The organism is Pseudomonas sp. HN8-3, assembly GCF_020790195.1.
In the GTDB taxonomy this organism is placed as follows: domain Bacteria; phylum Pseudomonadota; class Gammaproteobacteria; order Pseudomonadales; family Pseudomonadaceae; genus Aquipseudomonas; species Aquipseudomonas synxantha_A.
On the sequence record NZ_CP086206.1, the window covers coordinates 4,069,774 to 4,087,633 of the forward strand.

12 protein-coding genes are annotated in these 17,860 nt (G+C 61.4%); 6 read left to right on the forward strand and 6 right to left on the reverse strand.

The genetic code is table 11. The features are described from left to right. Positions 1 to 51 precede the first annotated feature (51 nt). Both LJX92_RS18030 and LJX92_RS18035 read right to left on the reverse strand, forming a co-directional pair. On the reverse strand, positions 52 to 345 hold the full coding sequence (locus LJX92_RS18030; protein WP_032880157.1) for a BolA family protein: 294 nt from the start codon (positions 343 to 345) through the stop codon (positions 52 to 54). Between the two features lie 6 nt (positions 346 to 351). After that, positions 352 to 870 (reverse strand): DUF2059 domain-containing protein, encoded by a 519-nt coding sequence (locus LJX92_RS18035; RefSeq protein WP_032880156.1) that lies wholly within the window; start codon positions 868 to 870, stop codon positions 352 to 354. A gap of 195 nt (positions 871 to 1,065) precedes the next feature. Between LJX92_RS18035 and LJX92_RS18040 the strand changes: the two genes are divergently transcribed. After that, positions 1,066 to 2,448, forward strand: coding sequence for a class II fumarate hydratase (locus LJX92_RS18040; protein WP_032880155.1), 1,383 nt, complete (start codon positions 1,066 to 1,068; stop codon positions 2,446 to 2,448). On the opposite strand, the gene LJX92_RS18045 is transcribed toward LJX92_RS18040, so the two are convergent. The 3 genes from LJX92_RS18045 to LJX92_RS18055 form a co-directional block, all read right to left on the reverse strand. Further along, complete coding sequence (locus tag LJX92_RS18045) at positions 2,445 to 3,401, reverse strand: DMT family transporter (RefSeq protein WP_032880154.1); 957 nt, start codon at positions 3,399 to 3,401, stop codon at positions 2,445 to 2,447. The genes LJX92_RS18040 and LJX92_RS18045 overlap by 4 nt on opposite strands. Before the next feature lie 237 nt (positions 3,402 to 3,638). Further along, positions 3,639 to 5,153, reverse strand: a complete 1,515-nt coding sequence (gene pap, locus LJX92_RS18050; RefSeq protein ID WP_228308768.1) for a polyphosphate:AMP phosphotransferase — start codon at positions 5,151 to 5,153, stop codon at positions 3,639 to 3,641. 101 nt (positions 5,154 to 5,254) lie between these two features. After that, the gene (locus LJX92_RS18055) at positions 5,255 to 10,090 is read right to left on the reverse strand and encodes an NEL-type E3 ubiquitin ligase domain-containing protein (RefSeq protein WP_228308769.1); all 4,836 of its coding nucleotides are present in this window, start codon (positions 10,088 to 10,090) and stop codon (positions 5,255 to 5,257) included. A 212-nt stretch (positions 10,091 to 10,302) separates the two neighbouring features. On the opposite strand from LJX92_RS18055, the gene mnmC reads away from it, so the two are divergent. The 5 genes from mnmC to LJX92_RS18080 all read left to right on the forward strand — a co-directional run bounded on the left by mnmC (position 10,303) and on the right by LJX92_RS18080 (position 17,618). Continuing rightward, on the forward strand, positions 10,303 to 12,303 hold the full coding sequence (gene mnmC / locus LJX92_RS18060; RefSeq protein WP_228308770.1) for a bifunctional tRNA (5-methylaminomethyl-2-thiouridine)(34)-methyltransferase MnmD/FAD-dependent 5-carboxymethylaminomethyl-2-thiouridine(34) oxidoreductase MnmC: 2,001 nt from the start codon (positions 10,303 to 10,305) through the stop codon (positions 12,301 to 12,303). Positions 12,304 to 12,437: 134 nt separating this feature from the next. After that, on the forward strand, positions 12,438 to 14,210 hold the full coding sequence (locus tag LJX92_RS18065; RefSeq protein ID WP_032880150.1) for an N-acetylglutaminylglutamine amidotransferase: 1,773 nt from the start codon (positions 12,438 to 12,440) through the stop codon (positions 14,208 to 14,210). Positions 14,211 to 14,213: 3 nt separating this feature from the next. Beyond that, the gene (ngg, locus tag LJX92_RS18070; protein ID WP_078821927.1) at positions 14,214 to 15,959 is read left to right on the forward strand and encodes an N-acetylglutaminylglutamine synthetase; all 1,746 of its coding nucleotides are present in this window, start codon (positions 14,214 to 14,216) and stop codon (positions 15,957 to 15,959) included. Positions 15,960 to 16,130: 171 nt separating this feature from the next. Further along, complete coding sequence (locus tag LJX92_RS18075) at positions 16,131 to 17,315, forward strand: osmoprotectant NAGGN system M42 family peptidase (RefSeq protein ID WP_005789901.1); 1,185 nt, start codon at positions 16,131 to 16,133, stop codon at positions 17,313 to 17,315. A gap of 75 nt (positions 17,316 to 17,390) precedes the next feature. Next, the gene (locus LJX92_RS18080; RefSeq protein WP_003192759.1) at positions 17,391 to 17,618 is read left to right on the forward strand and encodes a YheU family protein; all 228 of its coding nucleotides are present in this window, start codon (positions 17,391 to 17,393) and stop codon (positions 17,616 to 17,618) included. Positions 17,619 to 17,627: 9 nt separating this feature from the next. On the opposite strand, the gene csrA is transcribed toward LJX92_RS18080, so the two are convergent. Beyond that, positions 17,628 to 17,831, reverse strand: coding sequence for a carbon storage regulator CsrA (gene csrA / locus LJX92_RS18085; RefSeq protein ID WP_005789902.1), 204 nt, complete (start codon positions 17,829 to 17,831; stop codon positions 17,628 to 17,630). Positions 17,832 to 17,860 lie beyond the last annotated feature (29 nt).

Below are 17,860 nucleotides of genomic sequence, written 5' to 3' on the forward strand. Positions count from 1 at the left end.
GCACTACCTGTCGAGACCAGCAGGCTTGGCACCTGCTGGCCTCAAAGGTTTTCAGTGCCCGCCGGCGCAGGTCGGCGAGGCCGGGGCTGCGTCGATTTTCGCCCATTCCTCAGGCGTGTAGGTATGCAGCGCCAACGCATGAAATTCGCTCATCAGGTCACCCAGGGTGGCGTAGACCTTCTGGTGGCGCTTGACGCGGTTGAGCCCTTCGAACTGCGGGCTGACCAGCACGGCCTTGAAGTGGGTCTGCAACCCACGGCTGTGCATGTGGCTTTCATCCAGCACACTCAAGTGTTCCGGCCCCAGGGCGGCGAGCGCCGTTTCGATACGCTGTTGCATGGTCATTGCTGCTTACTTCTTCTTGGCCGGTGCGGCACCTTTTGGCGCCAGCTCATTGGTCATGTCTTCCAACAGCTTGTTCACCACCGGTACGGCGCTTTCCAGTTTGGCCTGGGTCATCTGGGCCGATTGCTGAGTCAGCTGCGGCATTTTTTCCAGGACTTTCTTGCCCAGTGGCGACTGGTAGAACGCTACCAGGTCCTTGAGCTCGGATTCGCTGAAGTTGGTGGTGTAGAGCTTGACCATATCGGGCTTGAGCTTCGGCCAGCCGATGGCCTGGTCCAGGGCCGCGTTGGCCTTGGCCTGGTAGCTGTCCAGTACGGACTGCTTGGCGGCAGGCGCCTTGGTCTGTTCGAAACGCTGGGCGAACATTTGCTGCACTTGCATGTACACCGGGGTCCCCAGCTTGTCAGCGTGGGCCAGGGTAAGGAAGGCTTCGGCACTGGCGTTGTGGCTGGCGGTATCGGCAAAAACCTGGCCGCTGGCGCAAACCAGAGCAACCGCGGTACAGATGGCACGAAGACGAGTCATCGAGTTTCCTTTTCTAGCAGGCGAGGTAAGACCCCAAGGGCGCCCATTCTGCGCCTAAAAAACCTCGCGGCTCAACCCCACCCCACGCAGGCCCTGGTTTTGCGGGGCGCAATGGCACAAATGCGGATTTAGGGAACCCACGGCAGCCGCCAGGGCCTAAACTGACCAATCACGACTGGATAAGGAGGGTGCCCGATGAGCCGTATCGAAACCGACAGCCTGGGAGAAGTACAGGTCCCTGATGATGCCTATTGGGGCGCGCAAACCCAGCGCTCGCTGGTCAATTTTGCGATTGGCGAGCAGCGTATGCCGCTGGCGGTATTGCATGCCCTGGCCCTGATCAAGAAGGCCGCCGCCCGGGTCAATGACCGTAACGGCGACCTGCCCGCCGATATCGCCCGGCTGATCGAACAGGCTGCCGACGAAATCCTCGACGGCCAGCATGACGACCAGTTCCCGCTGGTGGTCTGGCAGACCGGCAGTGGCACCCAGAGCAACATGAACGCCAACGAAGTGATCGCCGGCCGCGCCAACGAACTGGCCGGCAACAATCGGGGCGGTAAAAGCCCGGTACACCCCAACGACCATGTGAACCGCTCCCAAAGCTCCAACGACTGCTTCCCAACCGCCATGAGCATTGCTGCGGTGCAAGCGGTGCACCAGCAACTGCTGCCTGCTATCGCGACGCTGTCCGGTGGCCTGGCGGAACTGGCCGCGCGGCATATGAAGCTGGTCAAGACCGGCCGCACCCACATGATGGACGCCACGCCCATCACCTTCGGCCAGGAGCTGTCGGCGTTTATCGCCCAGCTCGATTACGCCGAGCGCGCGATCCGTAGCGCCCTGCCCGCCGTGTGCGAGCTGGCCCAAGGCGGCACTGCTGTCGGCACCGGGCTCAACGCACCCCATGGCTTCGGCGAGGCGATTGCCTCCGAACTGGCGGCGCTGTCGGGCTTGCCCTTCGTGACCGCACCGAACAAATTTGCAGCCCTCTCCGGCCATGAACCGCTGGTCACCTTGCACGGCGCGCTGAAAACCCTGGCCGTGGCCCTGATGAAAATCGCCAACGACCTGCGCCTGCTGGGTTCCGGCCCACGCACAGGGCTGGCCGAAGTGAAGTTGCCGGCCAACGAACCGGGCAGTTCGATCATGCCCGGCAAGGTCAACCCCACACAGTGCGAAGCGCTGTCGATGCTGGCCTGCCAGGTATTGGGCAACGACGTGACCATCGGCATGGCCGCCAGCCAAGGGCACTTGCAGTTGAACGTGTACAAACCGGTGATCATTCACAACCTGCTGGAGTCGATCCGCCTGCTGGCCGATGGCTGCAACAACTTCCAGGAGCATTGCATCGCGGGTCTTGAGCCCGACGCCGCGCAAATGGCCGAACACCTGGAACGCGGGCTGATGCTGGTCACCGCGCTCAACCCGCATATCGGCTACGACAAGTCGGCAGAGATCGCCAAGAAGGCTTACGCCGAAGGGCTGACACTGCGCGAAGCCGCGCTGGAACTCGGCTACCTCACCGACGCCGAGTTCGACCAGTGGGTCCGCCCGGAAAACATGCTCGGCGCTTAAACCGATATCCGCAGCCGCCGGGCCCTGAGCCCGGCGAGCAGCGAAGGCGCCAACGCCACCATCGCCGACCCCGTCACCACCACCAGCGCCCCCACATACCCCAAGGCATTGATCTCTTCGGCCTGCACATAGTCAGGCCACAGCCAGGCCGCCAAGGCCACCGCCACAAAGGTCACCAACGGCGTCAACGCCAGGGTCGCACTGACCCGCGAGGCTTCCCAATGCGCCAGGGCTTCGGCAAATGCGCCGTAGGCCACCAGCGTATTCATGCAACACGCCAGCAGCAGCCATCCTTGCAGCGGGCTCAACTGCAACGCCTCCAGCGGATGCGCCCACGGCGTGAGCAACACCGCGCACGACAGGTAGATCACCATCATCACCTGCAACGAATTCCACACTGTCAGCAACTGCTTCTGCCCCAATGCATAGAACACCCAGATGGTGGTGGCGAGCAGGATCGTCAGCACACCGGCGGTGTAGGTGCCCATGGACGTCAGCAACTCCACCAGGCGTTGGTTGAAGAACAATCCAAAGCCGATAATCAGCACCACCAACCCCACACCCTGCCCCAGGCTGAAGCGCTCCTTGAACACAAACACACTGGCTACCATCAGAAAGATCGGGCCCATCTGCACTACCAGCTGCGCGGTGCCTGGGCTGAGCATTTTCAGCCCAACCAGATACAGCACGTAGTTGCCGACCAGGCCGCACACCGCCATGCCCACCAGCCAGCCGCCCCTGGGGCCGAGCACTTTACGGCTGGGCAAGCGCTTGGTGGCAGCCAGATAGACAAACAGGCAAGTACCGGCCACCGTGAGGCGAAACCAGGTGACGGTGATCGGGTCCATCACTTGCAGCACTTGCTTGAGCTTGACCGGAAGGATGCCCCACAGAAACGCGGTCAGCAGGGTCAGGAAAAAGCCGTAGACCCAGCGGCCGGAGGAGATGTGCATGAGTGCCCCAGATGCCAGAGGAAGTGGAACCGCATTCTAGGGGCAAGTCACTGGATTGGGATACGCCACAATCCTAAATGTGGGAGGGGGCTTGCCCCAATGCCAGTCAGTTAAGAGCTAGAGCAGACAACTAGTGAGATGTGGCCCGATAAGGGAGTGTCAGTCAGCACATCTGTGACTGACTCACCGCCATCGGGAGCAAGCCCCCTCCCACATTTGGACCGAGCCGGGTGCAGGCTATTTCTTTTTCTTTTTGTCGTGCTTATCGGTTTTAGCGAACGCATCCTCCAGCGCCCGGTTGATGGTGCGCAACACCTTGACCCGCGCCCAGCGCTTGTCATTGGCTTCTACCAGGGTCCAGGGCGCCACCTCGGTGCTGGTGCGATCAATCATGTCGCCCACCGCCGCGCGGTAGTCGTCCCATTTGTCGCGGTTGCGCCAATCATCTTCAGTGATCTTGAAGCGCTTGAACGGGATTTCCTCGCGGGCCTGGAAGCGCTCCAGTTGGGTGTCCTTGTCGATGGCCAGCCAGAACTTGACCACGATCACCCTCGCATCGCGCAATTGCTCTTCGAAGTCATTGATCTCGCCATAGGCGCGCATCCAGTCCGCCGGGGTGCAAAAGCCTTCGATGCGTTCCACCAGCACGCGGCCGTACCAGGAGCGGTCGAACACGGTGAACATGCCACGCGCCGGGATCTTCTGCCAGAACCGCCATAGATAAGGCTGGGCGCGTTCGTCTTCACTGGGCGCGGCAATCGGCACGATGTGGTACTGGCGCGGGTCCAGTGCTGCCGCCACACGACGGATCGCCCCGCCCTTGCCGGCTGCGTCGTTGCCTTCGAATACGCTCACCAGCGCGTGTTTGCGCATGCGTTTGTCGCGCATCAGGCCAGAGAAGCGCGCCTGCTCGGTGATCAGCTGTTCTTCGTAATCGTCCTTGTCCAGGCGCAGGGTCATGTCCAGGCTGTCGAGCAGGCTCTTCTGGTCAACCGAGGCAAGCAACGGCGCCGGGTTCATGCCGCTGGCCTTGACCTTGGCCTGTTTCAAGGCACTTTGCAGTCCATCCAGCAGGATCTTGCCCACGGTCAGCCCACGGTAATGGGGGTCGACGCCTTCGATCACATGCCACGGCGCGTAATCGCGGCTGGTGCGGCGCAGCACACGCTCACCGAAATGCACGAACTTGTCGTAGGTCTCGGACTGCTGCCAATCCAGCGGGCTGATGCGCCAGCTGTGCAGCGGGTCGTCGGCCAGGGCCTTGAGGCGCGCCTTCATCTGCTTTTTGGACAGGTGGAACCAGAACTTGAAGATCAGCGCACCTTCATCGCAGAGCATTTTTTCCAGACGTTCGGCGCCGGCGATGGCCTGGTCCAGGCGCGCATCCTTGATCTGCCCATGCACCCGGCCTTGCAGCATCTGGCTGTACCAGTTACCGAAAAAGATGCCCATGCGACCCTTGGCCGGCAGTTGCCGCCAATAGCGCCAGGCCGGCGGGCGCGCCAGTTCTTCGTCGGTCTGCTGATCGAAGGTGCGCACTTCGATCAGGCGCGGGTCCATCCATTCATTGAGCAGCTTGACGGTTTCGCCCTTGCCCGCGCCTTCGATGCCATTGATCAGGATGATCACCGGGAAGCGCTTCTGCTGCTGCAACTCGTACTGCACCTCCAACAAGGCTTCACGCAGGGCCGGCACTTCGGCGTCATAGGTGTCTTTGTCGATGGCGTGACCGATTTCGGCGGATTCGAACATGGGCAGCTCCGTTTCAAGATGGCTCAAGACTAGCGGATTGGGCACCACGGCAGGCAAGGAATTTCACTCGGCTTGCCGTGGATCAATCACCGCGGCTACGGTTAATACCCAGGAACGTGACATAGGCCCAGGTCCTGATGCTTCAACATCTGCTGTGTCAGGCGCTCCATCACTGCGGTTATTGCCTGCCGTCGCGGTGTGCGCAGGGCTTCCATTTGTTTGAAATACTCCCCGTCAGTAAGGTCCTGGCGATTCTCAAAAAGTGTTTGCTGCTGCGTATCGAAGGGCTCAGTCACCGATAGGAACTCAGCAGGAAACTGCTGTTTGAGATGGGTTTTCCAGAACGTCAACTGGGTAATAAAACGCAAGAAGGCAGGCGACAGCTCAGCTGTTCGCACCTGGGCTTGCGCCATCGCCAAATCGCTGCTGGGCACCTCGAAAAACGAGTCATAGACCATATGTTTCGGCTGCCCCGGCAGTTGCAGGTCCTTGGCCAACCCGATCCGAAATGCCAGGTTGATTTCCAGCGGATCCGAGGAGGCTTTTTCAACCGCGTATGTCGCCGCAATTTTCTCCAGCTCGCTGAGGCGAAACAAACCTCGACTCAAGTTCAACAGCGCCCCGGAGTTGCTCTGTGCACGACCCGCCTGCAGCGTTGCCTTCTCGACTTCCTTGAGAACCTCAATCTGGCTGAACATCTGCGCCGCCCCATCCTCACAACCAGTCGGATGGGCTGCCAGTTGGAAGACCTGCTCGCGCAGCCCGACATTGTCATGGGTCGCCTGCAATACGTCCCAGACACGTTGCGTCATATCCTCGCGCACACGGCGACTGTCAGCAGCACTGGTCAATTCAGCCAGCAACAGGAACAACTCTGTCGACTCCGGATCATCCCGCAGGTTGGCCCAGACGCTACGCTTGTTGGCATCGCGGGCAGCCACCTCGTCCGGCAACCACCGCGCCCTGGCCTTCAGTTCGCTCATACGAGGCTGATCGTCGTCTACATACCCCATACCAATACCCACGTCAGCGCGGTAACGCTCGAGTGCCTCTACTGTCGTGTCGGATAGCGGATTGCCGCCCAAGTCGATCGACTGGCTGAAAATGCGCGGCACCGTGAACAACCACTCGGGCAGCACGGTGATCAGGTTATCGCGCAGATCCACCTGCTCCAAGTGGGCCAACCGCCCGATGCCCGACGGCAGGTCGACGAGTCTGCTGTCCCGCAGCAACAGCGTGTGCAAGTCACGCATCCTGCTGACATCCACCAGCTTATCCAGTGGGTTATGGCTCAGGTCCAGCAGGCGCAGCGTATTCAGATCAGCCAGTTTCAGCTGGGTATGCTCGGTCAGTGCAAGACGGTTATGGGGCATCGACAAGCTTTCGAGGTCGAGCATCCGCGAGAATATTTCCGGCAAGCGCGTCAGGCGGTTACGGTCCAGCGCCAGATGCCGAATGCCTTTGAAACACTTGAGGAAATACGCGACGTCATCGCCCAATCGCATGTTCTTGAGTGACACCTGACGGACATGGTCGAAACGAATGTCGGCAGGCAGCGTCGGCAACGATCCGACGCGCATTCCGTCCAGGTTCAAACTGGCAACCGACATCTGATGTTCATCCAGAGCAAAGCTTTGACGCCGCCAACAGGCTTCAATGCGCTCAGCCACCTGCTCTCGGCTGGTACGAATGTCACTCAGGCCCGGCTGTTTATCCATGCCCTGGGTATCGGTCTTCCAGTGTTTGAGCAGCGCTCGCAGATGAGTAAGCTCTGCCTTCAAACGCTTTACCGCCCTGGCCCGGGAAAGATGGTCAGCACCCAAGGCCATCAGCAGCGAAGACACTTGTGCAGTGCTGAACAAGGGGTACAAACGCTTCACCTTGCGCACCAGCGCGCGAGGGTGCGCCAATGGCCCCGTCGGCGAATCAGCCATTTCACAGGGCATCGCGTCCAGCACCGGCTCGCTGCCCCTGCTGGAAAAAGCCTCGGCGGCCAGCTCCCGTTCCCCCTTGGCCTGGGAAGCGCTCATGTAGCGCAGGCGCCAGAGATTGTTGGCCTCGTTGAGCGGCAACCCCATTGCTACGCGCTGACTGTCGGTCAGCGCGCACTCAATCGCCTGAAACAAGCCGTCCGGTCCGGAGTAAGGCCCACCTAGACTCAGGCCGTTGTCGTCGAACGTTGCAAACCCAGCGTCCGAGCTGACCACTATTCGTCGCGCACCGGCGCCATTGCTCGCGCCCAGGGCCAATAAGTCACCCTGTGGCGAACCCTGGCGCAACTCAAGCCGCACCTCCCTGCCCCACCCTGCCAGATGCGGCATCGACCGAACCGCCACACACGCCGTATCCAGGCTGGCCAGCTCAGGCTGCTCAAACCCCATCAGGGCGCGGTCCAGGCGTTGCTCCCCGAGAGCACGCTGGACCGACTCGGCCAATGCCATGGGGATACGTTGATTATCGCGCAGGGTCTCGCGCTGCACCGTTGAGGTCTGGGCCATCAATTCGCGCATCAGCGTACAGGGCAGTTGCGGATAGGTACGCCTGAGCAACGCCCATTCGGGCGGTACAGGTCCGTCATGGGCCTGATACAACTGCTCGAACAACGGCCTGCAGTCAGCCTTGAGGTGTGCGAGCAACTGACGCTCCAATACGCCGCGCTCCTGATCAGCAGCAACCCCCTCTCCAAGCAGGCCGATTTTTTGTGCCTCGTCCAGCTCGGACAACAGCACATCAAACACTTTGCCCTCACGAAGCATCTGCTCAGTGAGCGTCAAACGCAGGCCTACATTGTCAAACGGCCCACCGGTGGGGTAACGCGCCTTGACGCGGCCCTGTGCATCCAGCACCTCAAAATAGCGCCCCACCGGCCACCCGTCTAACAAGGGCAGGGCATGCATCTGCAAGGTCAAGTTTTCTACACTGGGGGACGCACCGCTTTCCAACTGCCAGATCAGATCACGAATGGACTGGTCCAGCTTGAAACGCTCATACAAATCACGAAAACGTGCGGGAAAGGGCAGGCACTCTTCGGCCTGATAGACGCCCCATTCATGGGGCATATCCATAATGGCCTTGATCTGCACAAGCTTCCTGGGATGCAGCGAAGCACCTGGGCCTGCCGGGTTCAGGCGTGAAAAGAGATACTCCTGATCCTCCCATTCGTCGGGCGTTTCGAACGCAAAACGCCAGCGTCCTTCGCCGTTGTGCAGCAACAGCGGGCGATAAGCCGTCTGCCGCAGCGGGTGGCTGGCCCGCCATCGATCCAGTTTCGAGTCAAACGCAACCCGATGTACGCAATCATTGACCTTGACGTATGAATGCCCTCCGACTTTGTAAATTCCCGTAGCGTCCGCAACCTCGTCGTCGACAAGACGCTGATCATGGAAGTACGGCGTGACATTTGCCCGCCACAGCCGCAGATTGCCATCTGTGGGGCGTACCACTTCAAACTGGCGAAAAAAGTTATCCAGGTTAAGACCGCTGCGTTTCATCGCCGAACCGACAACCTTGCTCCCCGCCGCGAACAGCACCATCGAGGTGATGTTTTGCGCTACCGCTGCCAACTGCTTGAACGCCTCTTCTTTATCGCCACGGCGCCAGTCCTCAATGCCCTCATACAGCTCGCCGAGCATCTGGCCCACCGCCACGCCAGTCATCAATAGTCCCAACTCCGGCACAACAAACGCGGCGAGGTTGAGCACTGTCAAACCGGCATCCAGGTACGCTTGCAAGCGCTGCTCGCGGGCCACCTCATCCACGTCGGCTACCGGTACCGCCAGGGTCCGCGCGTCGGCTTGGAGTTTGGCGGCGTAAGTTGCGAAAAAATGCCCCGCCAGGCTAACCGTAATGGGGGTTGCCTCCAGCGCCCCCAAGGTACGGGATTGATCGAAATGGCTGAAGAAGCCGACCCGGTCATCCTGGCTCAGGTACCGGGTAAAGAAACTACGATAAGCCGGCACTTCAAGCTTGCCCTTGAGGTAGACCTGAAAGTCATCAAACGAGGAATACTCGAACAATGGCCGCTCCGGCTCATTGGGCATGTACACCACACAGGGTTCTTGCGGGTATTGCGCAACCGAGCGGCCGGAGAACACCAGGATGCTCCACAGGCAACTGCCCTGTACATTCAGCCATTGCCAAGTGACGGGGCGCCATTCAAACAAAATCCCTGCCGCCTGAGCCTGAGACGCTGTCAGCTTGCGGTCCAGCAATTTGCACAACACCTCGTAGACACCTTGGGAAATATCTGCGCGCATCAGGGCAATGTGGGCGTCGATTTTCATATCCAGGGTTTTCATCTGGCCGATATCGGTTGCGACATCATTGAGGTTGGGCTGATCACTCCCCAGCTTGAATACTTCACTGATGTGCTGCTGATACAGGCCACCCAGATCCAGGGCACGGCACCCCTGGGCAAACTCCAGGGGGGTTATGCCAATGACCCCGCGAGCGGCAGCCCCCAAGCGCAGCAGCGAGCCCGTCGGAAAGTGCTGCGCTCGCACTTCATCCTCGGAAAAATTCTGCATCGCCACATGCAGGAGACTGTCCTGCACCAGCCTCACCGTTTTCACATATTTCAATGGCAAGACTTCTTTCTCGTACTCGTTTACAGCACGCACCAAAAGATCTTTTTTCGGCTCCACGGTCAGTTGCCATCGGGTCTGACAGTAAGCCTTGAGCCGCTCACTGCAAAACTCATCCAGTGCTTGCAAAGGCTTCAATTGCTCGGCGACAACTGCCTGGGCATCTGCAACCCGTGCGGCATCCCTGGTCAGTGCGTCCAACACGCCAGGCGGTGCGTTGACCATCCAGCCCGGCAGTTGCTTTTGCAACACCTGGGCCTTGTCCAAATCACCCGTCATTTCCAGTAAGGCGGACTGCAGTTGCCGCTGGGTCAATTGGTTCAGTTTGCTGTTCAAATCGTCCTGCGGGCGCATCAGCAATGTCCTTTATTGCCTATAAATCAAGCCATTACGATACCGCAGCAACTTGCACAGAATTAACGCTGATAGTTGATGGATTGCAGGCCGGACGCAGCAGCTATTTCCATGCAAAACCTATGGGGCTACCACCTGGAATCGGCCCTGCGCGCCGCGATCGGCTAGAATGGCCGCCTTGTCTTTGCCTGCTGTATGTCTATGAGCCGCCCATGACCCCCATCACCCACGCCCAGCTCGACTGGGATGACCAAGGTCGCCCGCATTCGCGGGTGTTCGACGACGTGTACTTCTCCGACCAGTCGGGCCTTGCAGAAACCCGCTATGTGTTCCTGGAGCAGAACCGCTTGCAGGAGCGCTTTGCTGGCTTGCCAGCGGGCGGGCGGCTGGTGATCGGCGAAACCGGCTTCGGCACGGGTTTGAATTTTCTCTGCGCCTGGCAATTGTTTGAGCAACACGCACCGGCCGGCGCGCGCCTGCACTTTGTCAGCGTGGAAAAATATCCGCTGAGCCATGCCGACCTGCAACGCGCCCTCGCCCTCTGGCCTGAACTGCAACCCTTGGCCGAACAACTCTTGGCGCAATACATCGCCATTCACCAAGGCTTCCAACGCCTGGTACTGGATAACGGCCGCGTGGTCCTGACCCTGTTGATCGGCGATGCTCTGGAGCAATTGCCGCAACTGGATGCGCAGATCGACGCCTGGTTTCTGGACGGTTTCGCCCCGGCGAAAAACCCCGATATGTGGACCGCCGAACTGTTCGCTGAACTGGCGCGCCTGGCCGCTCCGGGCTCGACCATCAGCACCTTTACCAGCACCGGCTGGGTACGGCGCCTGATCAACGCCGCGGGCTTCAAGATGAAGCGCACGCCGGGCATCGGGCATAAGTGGGAGATCCTGCGTGGAGAGTTTCTCGGCTGGCCCGACGAGACGCCGCCGCCCGCAAAAAGCAAACCCTGGTTCGCTCGCCCCCCAGCCATCGACGGTGAACGCCACGCCATGGTTATTGGCGGTGGCCTGGCCGGTTGCGCAACGGCTGCCAGCCTGGCCGCCCGCGGTTGGCGCGTCAGCTTGCTGGAACGCCATGCCGGCCTGGCGCAGGAAGCCTCGGGCAACCCTCAGGGCGTGCTGTACCTCAAGCTGTCGGCCCATGGCACCGCATTGTCCCAACTGATACTCAGCGGTTTCGGCCACACCCGCCGCCTGCTGGAGCACTTGCACCGTGGCGTGGATTGGGATGGCTGTGGTGTGTTGCAACTGGCGTTCGACGCCAAGGAAGGCCAGCGCCAGGCCCAACTCGCCGACGCCTTCGCACCGAGCCTGCTGCACCTGCTCGACCGCGAGCAGGCGCAACAACAGGCTGGAATCCAACTGGCCCACGGCGGCCTGTTTTTCCCCGAGGGCGGCTGGGTGCATCCACCCGCACTGTGCCAGTGGCAGGCGACGCATCCGCTGATTGAGGTGCTCAGCCACCATGAGGCGCTTGAGCTGGACCGGCGAGACGACCAGTGGCACGCTCGCGCAGGCGATCGCGTGCTGGCCAGCGCCAGCGTGGTGGTGCTCGCCGGGGCGGCGGAGATCAAGCGTTTCCCCTTGAGCGCAGACATACCGCTCAAGCGTATTCGCGGGCAGATCACCCGGCTCGCACAAACCCCAGCCAGTGAGGCCCTTACTACTGTGGTCTGTGCCGAGGGTTACGTCGCACCAGCCCGCCTTGGTGAACATACCCTGGGCGCCAGTTTTGACTTCAACAACCAGGACCTCACACCCACGCTCGCTGAACACACCGGCAACCTGGAGATGCTGCGCGAGATCTCCACAGACCTGCTGCAGCGCCTGGGCGCCGACCGCCTGGCGGCCGAACAGTTGGAAGGGCGTGCTGCGTTTCGCTGCACCAGCCCCGATTACCTGCCGATCGTCGGGCCGCTGGCCGACCATGAAGCGTTCCAGCAGGCTTATGCCGTGCTGGGCAAAGACGCCCGGCAAGTACCGGATACGCCGTGCCCCTGGCTGCCCGGGCTGTACCTCAACAGTGGCCATGGCTCCCGCGGCCTGATCACCGCACCACTGTGCGGCGAACTCCTGGCCGCCTGGCTGAATGGCGAACCGCTGCCGGTACCGGCCAGCGTGGCCGCGGCTTGCCACCCCAACCGGTTTACCCTGCGCGCTCTGGTTCGAGGCCAGGCCGCAGCCCGTAAAGAGCGGGATTGATGGCTAGGCGGCCATCTGCCTTATAACTTATCGGTCTAAAACTCCACGCATAGCACTGGGTCAGTTTCTGGGTACGCGCCGTTTGGCGCATTGAGTATTGACCCCTCCCCAACGGAAAAACCGGTAAGGAACTTATGTGTGGATTAGCTGGCGAGTTACGCTTTGATCATCAACCTGCCGACCTGGCAGCCGTAGAACGCATCACTCATCACCTCGCCCCCCGTGGCCCCGACGCATGGGGCTTCCACGCCCAAGGGCCGATTGCCCTGGGCCACCGCCGCCTGAAAATCATGGACCTGTCGGACGGCTCCGCGCAGCCGATGGTTGACGCCCAACTGGGATTGTCCCTGGCGTTCAATGGCGCGATCTATAACTTCCCGGAACTACGAGAAGAGCTGGAAGCCCTGGGCTACGCCTTCTATTCCGGCGGTGATACCGAAGTGCTGCTCAAGGGCTACCACGCCTGGGGCGAAGCACTGCTGCCCAAGCTCAACGGCATGTTTGCCTTCGCCATCTGGGAACGTGACGCCCAACGTCTGTTCATCGCCCGTGACCGCTTGGGCGTAAAACCTTTGTACCTGTCGCGCACCGGCCAGCGCCTGCGTTTTGCCTCGGCGTTACCGGCGTTGCTCAAGGGCGGCGACATCAACCCGATCCTCGATCCGGTTGCGTTGAACCACTACCTCAATTTCCACGCCGTGGTACCCGCTCCGCGCACGCTGTTGGCCGGTATTGAAAAGCTGCCGCCCGCCAGCTGGATGCGCATTGATGCCAGCGGCAAGACCGAACAGAAAACCTGGTGGACCCTGCCCTACGGGCCCCATGAGGACGAAAAACACCTGACGCTGGAAGACTGGACCGACCGCGTGCTCGACAGCACCCGCGAAGCCGTGGCCATCCGCCAACGCGCCGCCGTGGATGTGGGCGTGCTGCTCTCCGGTGGCGTCGACTCGAGCATGCTCGTCGGCCTGCTGCGTGAAGTCGGTGTGCAGGACCTGTCCACGTTCTCCATCGGTTTTGAAGACGCCGGTGGCGAGCGCGGCGACGAATTCCAGTACTCGGACCTGATCGCCAAGCATTACGGAACTCGCCATCACCAACTGCGCATCGCCGAAAGCGAGATCATCGAGCAACTGCCGGCGGCGTTCCGCGCCATGAGCGAGCCGATGGTCAGCCATGACTGCATCGCGTTCTACCTGTTGTCGCGGGAAGTCGCCAAGCATTGCAAGGTGGTGCAGAGCGGCCAGGGCGCCGACGAATTGTTCGCCGGTTACCACTGGTACCCGCAGGTGGATGGCGCAAGCGACCCGTATGCCGCGTACCGCGAGGCGTTTTTCGACCGCAGCTACGATGACTACGCGGCCACCGTCGCACCGAAATGGCTGACCGCCAACGACGCTGCCGGCGACTTTGTGCGCGAACATTTTGCCATGCCGGGCGCGGAAGCCGCCGTAGACAAGGCCCTGCGCCTGGACAGCACGGTGATGCTGGTGGACGACCCAGTCAAACGCGTCGACAACATGACCATGGCCTGGGGCCTGGAAGCCCGGACACCGTTCCTCGACTACCGCCTGGTAGAACTCTCGGCCCGCGTACCGGGCAAGTTCAAACTGCCCGATGGCGGCAAACAGGTGCTCAAAGAGGCCGCGCGCCGGGTGATCCCCAGCGAAGTCATCGACCGTAAAAAAGGTTACTTCCCGGTCCCCGGCCTCAAGCATTTACAAGGCGACACCCTGAACTGGGTGCGCGAGTTGCTGCTGGACCCGAGCCAGGACCGTGGCCTGTTCAACCCGGCCATGCTCGATCGCCTGCTGACGGACCCTCAGGGTCAACTGACCCCATTGCGCGGCTCCAAGCTGTGGCAACTGGCGGCGCTGAACCTGTGGCTCAGCGAACAAGGAATCTGATCCATGAAACCTAACGCCGCGGCGTATAGCCAACGCTTGATCAAAGGCCAGGCGCCGACCTACGAGCGCCTGCAGGCCCGGCTTGCCGAAGACGGCAGCCCGCAAGGTCCCGAACCGATTGCCGTGCATTGCGGTTGGGGGCGCTTGTTGATCGGGCATACGTTTCCCGACCCTGCCAGCCTTGCCCTGGAGCTGCTCAACGAACAGCCCGGCGAACGTGATATCGCTCTGTATGTGGCCGCGCCCCAGCAAATCCTCGGGATCGACCCGCAGCAGTTATTCCTCGACCCGTCAGACACCTTGCGCCTGTGGTTCAGTGACTACCGCCCCGCCACCCGTGTGTTTCGCGGTTTTCGGATCCGTCGGGTACAGAGCGAAGCCGACTGGCACGCCGTCAACTTGCTGTATCAGGGCCGCGGCATGTTGCCCGTCGACGTCGAACGCCTCACACCGCGCCATCAAGGCGGCCCGGTGTATTGGCTGGCGGAAGACGAAGACAGCGGCGCCGTGATCGGCAGCGTGATGGGCCTCAACCATCAGAAAGCCTTTCACGACCCGGAAAACGGTTGCAGCCTGTGGTGCCTGGCGGTAGACCCACAGTGCACCCGCCCCGGCGTGGGTGAAGTGCTGGTGCGCCACCTGGTGGAACACTTCATGAGCCGTGGCTTGAGCTACCTGGACCTGTCGGTGCTGCACGATAACCGCCAGGCCAAGAGCCTTTACGCCAAGCTGGGTTTTCGCGCACTGACCACCTTTGCGATCAAGCACAAGAACGGCATCAACCAGCCGCTGTTTCTCGGCCCGGGGCCGCAGGCGGGGTTCAATCCGTATGCACGAATCATTGTCGAAGAAGCCCATCGGCGCGGTATCGATGTGCAGGTGGATGACGCCGATGCCGGGCTGTTCACCCTCAGCCACGGCGGGCGCCGCGTGCGGTGCCGCGAGTCGCTGAGCGATTTGACCAGCGCCATCAGCATGACCCTTTGCCAGGACAAGAGCCTGACCCACAAGGTGCTCAAGGCCGCTGGCCTGAAGTTGCCTGCGCAGCAGTTGGCAGGCAGTGCCGACGACAACCTGGAGTTTCTGGACGAGCACCAGCGCGTGGTGGTCAAGCCGTTGGATGGCGAACAAGGCCAGGGCGTGGCGGTGGACCTGCGAACGATCGAGGAGGTGCAGCAAGCCATCGAAACGGCACGCCAGTTCGACAGCCGCGTACTGCTCGAAAGCTTTCACGAGGGCCTGGACCTGCGCATCCTGGTGATCGGTTTCGACGTAGTCGCCGCCGCGATTCGCCGCCCCGCCGAAGTGATCGGCGACGGTCAGCATTCGATTCGTGCATTGATCCAAGCGCAAAGCCGACGTCGTCAAGCCGCCACCGATGGCGAAAGCAAGATCCCCCTGGACGGCGAGACCGAGCGCACGCTCAAGGCCGCCGGCTACGACTACGACAGCATCCTGCCCCGCGGCCAGACCCTGGCCGTGCGGCGAACTGCCAACCTGCATACCGGCGGTTGTCTGGAAGACGTCACCGCCATCCTGCACCCGACGCTGGTGGACGCCGCCGTGCGCGCCGCCCGCGCCCTGGATATTCCCATGGTCGGCCTGGACCTGATGGTACCGGCGGCCGACCAGCCGGAGTACGTATTTATCGAAGCCAATGAACGGGCCGGGCTGGCCAACCATGAACCGCAACCGACTGCAGAGAAGTTTGTGGATTTGTTGTTTCCACACAGTCAACCGGCCGCTTGAGGCTTGTGTTGAATGTGAAACCGCTATCGGGGGCAAGCCCCCTCCCACATTTTCCTGTGTTCACACATCAAGGGTGGGAGGGGGCTTGCCCCCGATGAGGCCGGCACTGGCAACGAATCTCTCAACCCTATCATCGAAACCATCGATGCCCTCAACTCATCAGGAGTTTCCATGACCAGAACCATCCCAGAACCCGATCTCGCCTACCTGCAAAAAGTGCTGCTGGAGATGCTCGCCATTCCCAGCCCCACCGGATTTACCGACACCATCGTGCGCTACGTCGCCGAACGCCTGGAAGAACTTGGCATCCCGTTTGAAATGACCCGGCGCGGCACTATTCGCGCCACCCTCAAGGGCCAGAAAAACAGCCCTGACCGTGCCGTCTCTGCGCACCTGGACACCATCGGCGCCGCCGTGCGAGCGATCAAGGACAACGGCCGCCTGACCCTGGCACCGGTGGGCTGCTGGTCGAGCCGCTTTGCCGAAGGCAGCCGGGTAAGCCTGTTCACCGATAACGGTGTCATCCGCGGCAGCGTATTGCCGTTGATGGCGTCCGGGCATGCGTTCAACACCGCCGTGGATGAAATGCCGGTCAGTTGGGACCATGTGGAACTGCGCCTGGACGCCTACTGCGCCACTCGTGCCGACTGTGACTCCTTGGGCATCAGCGTCGGTGACTATGTAGCGTTCGACCCACTGCCGGAGTTCACCGAAAGCGGGCATATCAGCGCCCGTCACCTGGACGACAAAGCTGGGGTCGCCGCCCTGCTCGCCGCGCTCAAGGCAATCGTCGACAGTGGCGAACCGCTGCTGATCGACTGCCACCCGCTGTTCACCATCACCGAGGAAACCGGCAGTGGCGCAGCGGCCGCCCTGCCCTGGGATGTCAGCGAGTTTGTCGGCATCGACATCGCCCCGGTCGCCCCGGGCCAGCACTCCAGCGAACACGCGGTGAGCGTGGCGATGCAGGACTCCGGCGGGCCGTACGACTATCACCTGTCGCGGCACTTGCTGCGCCTGGCCGCCGATAACGACTTGCCGGTGCGCCGCGATCTGTTCCGCTATTACTTCAGCGATGCGCACTCAGCGGTCACCGCCGGCCATGACATTCGCACCGCCCTGCTGGCCTTCGGTTGCGATGCCACCCACGGCTACGAGCGTACCCATATCGACAGCCTGGCCGCCCTGAGTCGCTTGCTGGGCGCCTATATCCTCAGCCCGCCGGTCTTTGCCAGCGATGCGCAACCGGCCCAGGGTTCCCTGGATCGGTTCAGTCATCAGATCGAGCATGAAACGCAAATGGAGAGCGACACCCGCGTGCCGTCGGTGGACAGCCTGGTCGGAAACAAGTCCTGACGCTGGCGACAGCTGCTACTGGCAACATAGGTCCCGGCGCAGTAGCATCGCCGGGACCTGACACCTGAGGCTTGTATGCTGATTCCCTACGATGCACTTGAAGTCGACACCCTGACCCGCCTCATCGAAGACTTCGTCACCCGCGACGGCACCGACAATGGCGACGACACGCCGCTGGAAACGCGTGTGCTGCGCGTACGCCAGGCGCTGACCAAGGGCCAGGCGCTGATCGTCTTCGACCCCGAGAGCGAGCAATGCCAACTGATGCTCAAGCACGATGTACCCAAGCATCTGTTCGACTGAAAACCCCGCCTAAGGATTGGGTACCGACACGGGATGCGTGACGGGCCCCTGGCGTTCGCGGATCTTCTGGTAAACCTCGGCGCGGTGCACATTGACGCCCACGGGGGCTTCGATACCGAATTTCACGTGGGTGCCGTTCACTTCGAGAATATAGACGGTGATGTCATCGCCAATAGCGATGGCTTCGCCTATGGTGCGGCTTAAGACCAGCATGGCGTGTGTCCTTTTCAAGTAGCAGGACC

Excerpts from the sequence above, each read along its gene's own strand:
- LJX92_RS18030 (WP_032880157.1), bottom strand. The coding sequence starts at position 345 with ATGACCATGCAACAGCGTATCGAAACGGCGCTCGCCGCCCTGGGGCCG.
- LJX92_RS18035 (WP_032880156.1), bottom strand. The coding sequence starts at position 870 with ATGACTCGTCTTCGTGCCATCTGTACCGCGGTTGCTCTGGTTTGCGCC.
- LJX92_RS18040 (WP_032880155.1), top strand. The coding sequence starts at position 1,066 with ATGAGCCGTATCGAAACCGACAGCCTGGGAGAAGTACAGGTCCCTGAT.
- LJX92_RS18045 (WP_032880154.1), bottom strand. The coding sequence starts at position 3,401 with ATGCACATCTCCTCCGGCCGCTGGGTCTACGGCTTTTTCCTGACCCTG.
- pap (WP_228308768.1), bottom strand. The coding sequence starts at position 5,153 with ATGTTCGAATCCGCCGAAATCGGTCACGCCATCGACAAAGACACCTAT.
- LJX92_RS18055 (WP_228308769.1), bottom strand. The coding sequence starts at position 10,090 with ATGCGCCCGCAGGACGATTTGAACAGCAAACTGAACCAATTGACCCAG.
- mnmC (WP_228308770.1), top strand. The coding sequence starts at position 10,303 with ATGACCCCCATCACCCACGCCCAGCTCGACTGGGATGACCAAGGTCGC.
- LJX92_RS18065 (WP_032880150.1), top strand. The coding sequence starts at position 12,438 with ATGTGTGGATTAGCTGGCGAGTTACGCTTTGATCATCAACCTGCCGAC.
- ngg (WP_078821927.1), top strand. The coding sequence starts at position 14,214 with ATGAAACCTAACGCCGCGGCGTATAGCCAACGCTTGATCAAAGGCCAG.
- LJX92_RS18075 (WP_005789901.1), top strand. The coding sequence starts at position 16,131 with ATGACCAGAACCATCCCAGAACCCGATCTCGCCTACCTGCAAAAAGTG.
- LJX92_RS18080 (WP_003192759.1), top strand. The coding sequence starts at position 17,391 with ATGCTGATTCCCTACGATGCACTTGAAGTCGACACCCTGACCCGCCTC.
- csrA (WP_005789902.1), bottom strand. The coding sequence starts at position 17,831 with ATGCTGGTCTTAAGCCGCACCATAGGCGAAGCCATCGCTATTGGCGAT.